Source organism: Cryobacterium sp. TmT2-59, from assembly GCF_004403545.1.
Taxonomy (GTDB): Bacteria; Actinomycetota; Actinomycetes; order Actinomycetales; family Microbacteriaceae; genus Cryobacterium; species Cryobacterium shii.
Genome location: NZ_SOGM01000055.1, coordinates 1 through 5,275, shown reverse-complemented (window position 1 = coordinate 5,275; position 5,275 = coordinate 1). Strand labels below are relative to the sequence as shown.

4 protein-coding genes are annotated in these 5,275 nt (G+C 65.5%); all 4 read right to left on the bottom strand.

Annotation, left to right across the window (positions count from 1 at the left end):
- Positions 1-156: 156 nt before the first annotated feature.
- The 4 genes from E3T24_RS09180 to E3T24_RS09165 all read right to left on the bottom strand — a co-directional run bounded on the left by E3T24_RS09180 (position 157) and on the right by E3T24_RS09165 (position 5,084).
- Positions 157-1,752, bottom strand: coding sequence for an ABC-F family ATP-binding cassette domain-containing protein (locus E3T24_RS09180; protein ID WP_134366874.1), 1,596 nt, complete (start codon positions 1,750-1,752; stop codon positions 157-159).
- A 49-nt stretch (positions 1,753-1,801) separates the two neighbouring features.
- Positions 1,802-2,548: a TRIC cation channel family protein gene (locus E3T24_RS09175; protein ID WP_134366873.1), complete on the bottom strand. Its 747-nt coding sequence runs from the start codon at positions 2,546-2,548 to the stop codon at positions 1,802-1,804.
- 30 nt (positions 2,549-2,578) lie between these two features.
- Positions 2,579-3,235 (bottom strand): VTT domain-containing protein, encoded by a 657-nt coding sequence (locus E3T24_RS09170; protein WP_134366872.1) that lies wholly within the window; start codon positions 3,233-3,235, stop codon positions 2,579-2,581.
- 292 nt (positions 3,236-3,527) lie between these two features.
- Entirely contained in the window at positions 3,528-5,084 is a 1,557-nt protein-coding gene (locus E3T24_RS09165; protein ID WP_134410565.1) for an IS1182 family transposase, read from the bottom strand.
- Positions 5,085-5,275: the final 191 nt, after the last annotated feature.

The following is a 5,275-nucleotide window of genomic DNA, read 5'->3' as shown; positions in this document are numbered from 1 at the left end:
TTTTCCCGCCTATAAAGTTTCTTTCCTTGACAGTCAGAAACCTAGACAGGAAGCGGCGTGCGGCCGTTAAGGCGCTCCGAAAGACCCACAGATGCAGCAGGAGAGCCAGAATCTCCGTCGAATTGGTTAGGCGCCACTGGGCTGGGCGGGCTCGCGCTAGGCCACGCGCACGTCGATTTCGCCGGGTTGCGCCGCCTCCGCGCCGAAGACCAGATGCCGGTTGGCGATCTTCTCGGTGAAGAAACGGTCGTGGCTGACCACCACGACGGCCCCGGGGAAATGGAGCAGGGCCCGCTCCATCACCTGCGTGCTTGACAGGTCGAGGTGGTTGGTGGGTTCGTCCAGCAGCAGCACCGAGGCACCGGACAGCAGGCACTGCGCCATGGCCACGCGGGCCCGTTGTCCGCCGGACAGATTGCCGATCCTCTGCTTGAGGTCGGCCTCGGAAAACTGGAACATCGCGAGGAACCTGTTCACCGACTTGCGCGTCGCCGTGAGGGCGAGGCTGCCCGGCATCGCGTTCACGGCGTGGGTGACCGTGTCCGTGTCGTCGAGTTCCGCGAGCACCTGGTTGTAGGAGACCACGGCGGCGCCGCCGGCCCAGGCCACCTCGCCGGAGTCGGCCCGTTCCTCCCCGGTCAGGACCCGGAGGAGCGTGGTCTTGCCGCTGCCGTTGGAGCCGAGAACCACGATCCGGTCCCTGCGCCTGATCTCGAAGCTGAGCTCCGCGAACAGAACCTTCTCACCGTAGGACTTGCTCAGCCCCTCGACCCGGCAGAGCGCATCCTTGACGTGCAGGCCGCCGTAGATCTCGGTGATGATCTGGTCGACGGGCCGCGGGGTGCGGGCCTTCTTGATCTTGGCGAGCTGGTTCCCCAGGTCCCGGCTGGCCGCCTTCGCCGCCTCGCGCCGGTCGGAGATGCCCTCCGCCTCGAATGCGAGCAGCTCGGACTCGTGCACGAACTGCTGCTCGAGTGTCTTCAGGCGGAACTGTTTCTGCACCACGTATTCGCCGAAGTTGCCCGGGTACTCGTGCAGGTGGAAATTCTCGACCTCGATGATCCGGGTGACGACGGCGTCCAGGAAGCGCCGGTCGTGCGAGACGATGATCGCGGCGCCGCGGAAGTCCCGGAACCAGGCCTCTAGCCATTCGACACCGGCCACATCCAGGTAGTTGGTGGGCTCGTCCAGAAGCAGCACGTCCGGGCGTTCCAGCACGATCTTCGCCAGCGCGGCCCGGTTGCGCCAGCCACCGGACAGTTCATCGATCGCGCAGACGCGGTGCGCCTGGTTGAAGCCCAGAGTGGTGAGTGCCGTGTCGATGCTTCGTGCGTAGTCCCAGCCGTCGAGTCGGTCCATCTCTTCGAACAGTTCGGCCTGGCGGTGGATCAGGCGGTCGAGTTCGGCGCTTGCCGAAGAGTCCGCCGCAATGGCAGCATCGATCGACGCCAGCTCGGATTCGATGGCCGTGATCGGTGCGAACAGGCCGTTGAGCACCTCGGTGATCGTGGCCTCACCGTTCAGCTCGGAGAACTGCGAGAAGTACCCCACCCTGGTGCCCGGTTCCAGGGCGACGGTCCCGGCATCCGGGGTCACCTGACCGAGGATCAGTTTGAGGATCGTTGTTTTTCCCGACCCGTTCTTGCCGATCATTCCGACCCGGTCTCCCGGTTCGAGGCGGAAGAACGCCTCCCGCAGGATCTGCGCGTTTTCGAACCGCACGTTGACATCGTTCAGCCGGATCAGGCTCATTGTTGCTGTCCTCTCGAGGGTGTGTTGGGCGTGGGCAGGCCGTGGGATCTCATCCGGTCCTGACCCGCCGGGGGCCGGGCTGCCGACTGCGGGGCGCTCTTGTTCTGCGGGCGTGGGCTCGCCTGGCCTGCCAGACTCGCGGATTCAGGCTCGGCCGCGGGATCCGGAGGGTGTAACTCGTCGGCAGCACCCAGCCGTAACGTCGGGCGAGCAGCGACAGGGCCGCCGCGCTCAGGATCGCCACCCCGGTGCCCACCGCCCCGTACCCGAGCTTGCTCAGCACCACCATCTCGGTGCTGGCGAGCACGGCGCTGGTCGCGTAGCGGGTGTTCCCGCCGAAGATCGTGGGGACCCGGAGCAGCATGATGTCGCGCACCATGCCCCCGCCGACGGCCGTGATAACTCCGAGCAGGATGGCGGGCATCCAGCCCAGGCCGCCGTCGAGTGCCTTCTGCGCGCCGACCGCCGACCAGCAGCCGACGGCGAGGACGTCCACGAAGATCAGGGCCTGGCGAGACCAGCGGCCGTTGAAGGTCACGAAGAACGCGATCACCCCGCCGATCACCGCGAACATGAGGTAGGCGGGATTGGTCAGCCCGATGGGCGTGCCCTGCTGCAGCAGGGTGTCCCGGATCATCCCGCCGCCGAGGCCCGACATGATGGCCAGCACCACGAAACCCACCAGGTCGAGCCGCGCGGTTCGAGCGGCCACTCCACCGAGGATGGCGTTCGCCATGACCCCGGCAAGGTCGACGACGGTGATGATCTCGGTCAATGCGGATGTTTCAAGTGTCACTGGACCTATTTTCGCCCACTTCGGGGCGGATCACGACACTTTCGCGGTGCGGGCCCGCCGCGACGAGCGCACGCCTCGGTAGAGTTCCGTCAGGATCGGGATGCCCGACATCAGCACGATGGCGATGATGAAGAACTCGGAGTACTTCGCGACGAACTCGATCTGCCCCAGGACGAAGCCGACCAGGGTGAGGCCGACGCCCCAGAGGAACGATCCCGCCAGGTTGTAGAGCACGAAGGTGCGGTACGACATCTTGCCGACTCCCGCCGCAACCGGGACGAAGGCGCGGAAGACGGGCAGGAAGCGCGCGATGATCACGGACTTGCCTCCGTGCTTGGCGAAGAAGGCGTTGGTGCGCTCCACGTTCTGCGGGTTGAAGAACCGGTTCTGCTCCCGGCTGAAGACCGCCGGACCCGCCTTTCGGCCGATGTAATAGGCGAGCTGGTCGCCGGAGAACGCGGCCACGAAGATGACCAGGCACGTCACCCAGATGGGGAACGGCACGTCGCCCGTCGCCGTCAGCAGCCCGACCGTGAAGAGCAGGGAGTCCCCGGGAAGGAAGGAGAGCACGATGAAACCGGTCTCGATGAACACCACTGCGGCGACCCCGAGCAGCACAAACGACCCGAACCAGCCGATCAGCCATCCAGAGTCGAGAAAGTCGATCCCGAAGAGGGTGGGGTGCATGACGATTCCTGTCGGTCGGCGCGGAACACAAAGGGCCAGACTAGGTCACCCAGCCTGCTGAACGCCTGCGGACGGGCCTCGCGGAGCCGCAACAGTTCGCCCCGGGGCCCCTAGAAGCCTGCTGATTTAGCTGGGTGCGGTGGCTCTCGCGAGTCAGGTGGGTCGTTTTTTCAGTCGCGTGTGGGCGTGTTTGGGTTGCTCGCGGGGCCGAGTCAGAGTCGCGAGTCTGGCCAGGCCAGCGATGTTCTCGAGGTCGGTGTGAGCGCTGGGGTGCCTGCCCTGCCTGGTGCCTTCAGCCAAGGGCCCAAACCCCGTTCTGGCTGGTGAGTCCGAGGCCCAGGAGTCGCTTCAGATTGATGGCCGCGGCGCGGGTGTTCCACCAGGCGTGGTTCTTGACCACGCCGCGGTAAGGGACCCGTCTCGCCCCGCGAGTCATCCATGCGATCGAGCGTTCAACCATCGGCCGGTGCTGTCGGTAAACGGCTTGAAAGTCAGGGTCAAGCGCGCGGGCCCGATGCTCGCGTTGAATCTGTTGCTGCGGATGCAACTCCATCTTGCGACCGCGTGTGGCCGTGGTGCACTGGGCCCGGAGCGGGCAACCGGTGCAGGCACTGCCGAACGTGACTCGTCGTTTTGGGCTGATCAGCCGGGTGAGTCCTGCCGGGCAGGTCATCGTGCCCGCAGCCTCATCAACGGTGAAGTCATCGATCGTGAACCCGCCCGGGACTGCCCGACTCAACGGCATCGGCTTGATGATCGGGGTATGTCCGGCGGCAGTGACCTGGGCGAGGAGGTCGCCGCTGCCATAGGCAGAATCGCCCAATACATCGACAGGGTCTGTCCCGATGCTGGTGTCCGCGGCGATCAGGGCGGCGCCGTGGGCCGCATCACTGTTCTCCGCCCCGGACGCTTTCGTCAACACGACCGCGGTCACCAAACCCGTGTCGGGCTCGATCGCGATGTGGGCTTTGAAACCGTCTTGCTTCTTCTCCCGGCTCTTGTGCGCGTGGCGGGTGTCGGGGTCAACAGTCGAGATCACCCGGTCCGGCGCGACCTTCCGGGCGATCCGCCACCGCCCATCGGTGCCATCGGACCCCTCGGCCGGTTCAACGTCCTGACCCGCGACGAGGGCGAGCAACGCGACCGTTTCCTGCTGCGGCTCCGTCAAAGCCGCCGCATCGATCGCCGTCAGCAACGCCAGGGCGTCGGTCACGAGCCGGGAAACGAGCTCGTCCCTGGCCGCCTTGTCGTCCCACGCGATGTCGGGTTTGCCGGGCTTGGCGTAGTCGTGGCCGGGCAGGCTCGTGACGATCATGTCCGCTCCCGGGACCTCGCGGCCGACCCGGCGGATCTGCGCGACCAGCTGCGTCACCGCGTCCTGGCGGGCGACCGCGTCGTCCAGGATCGTGGAGTCCAACGCCCGCCGCTTCCGGCCCGAGAGCGCCCCGGACTGGGCGATGACCTCGGACACCGCCTCAAAAATACGGTGCGGACGGGTGCTTGCCGCGAGGCGGCGCCGCCAGTAGGTCAACACCGTCGGATGGAACGATGTCTCCGTCAGACCGAACCCGCAGGCCGCTTTCCAGCGCAGGTCGAACGTGACCGCTTCCGCTGTTTCCCGATCTGATAACGAGTGCAGGGTCTGCAGCACCATCACCGACGCGATCACGTCCGCCGGAGTCGAAGGGCGGCCCCGGCCCGACGGAAACAAGTCCGCGAACGCGTCATCGGGGAACAACTCGTGCCGGTGCTCCGCGAGGAACGCGAACACCGACCCGGCCGGCAACATGTGCCCAGCGAACGCACCGACATCCAACAACTGACGCTGACCATCATCACGACCCTGCATGAATCAAGTCTTAAACACATCGGCCGAAACCAACAAAGGCGGGCCTTAAAGCGTCGGATAAATCAGCAGTCTCCCAGTAGTACTTAGTTAGGTTGGGCGTGTCGGCTGTTAATCGTCGCTGGAATCTGTTAATTTTCAGGCGTGAATCCTGATGAACTCACCGAGACCAAAGCCGAGTTGGAAGCGTTCGT

Bases quoted from the DNA above. Each gene is read 5' to 3' on its own strand.
- E3T24_RS09180 (WP_134366874.1), bottom strand. From the start codon at position 1,752: ATGAGCCTGATCCGGCTGAACGATGTCAACGTGCGGTTCGAAAACGCG.
- E3T24_RS09170 (WP_134366872.1), bottom strand. From the start codon at position 3,235: ATGCACCCCACCCTCTTCGGGATCGACTTTCTCGACTCTGGATGGCTG.
- E3T24_RS09165 (WP_134410565.1), bottom strand. From the start codon at position 5,084: ATGCAGGGTCGTGATGATGGTCAGCGTCAGTTGTTGGATGTCGGTGCG.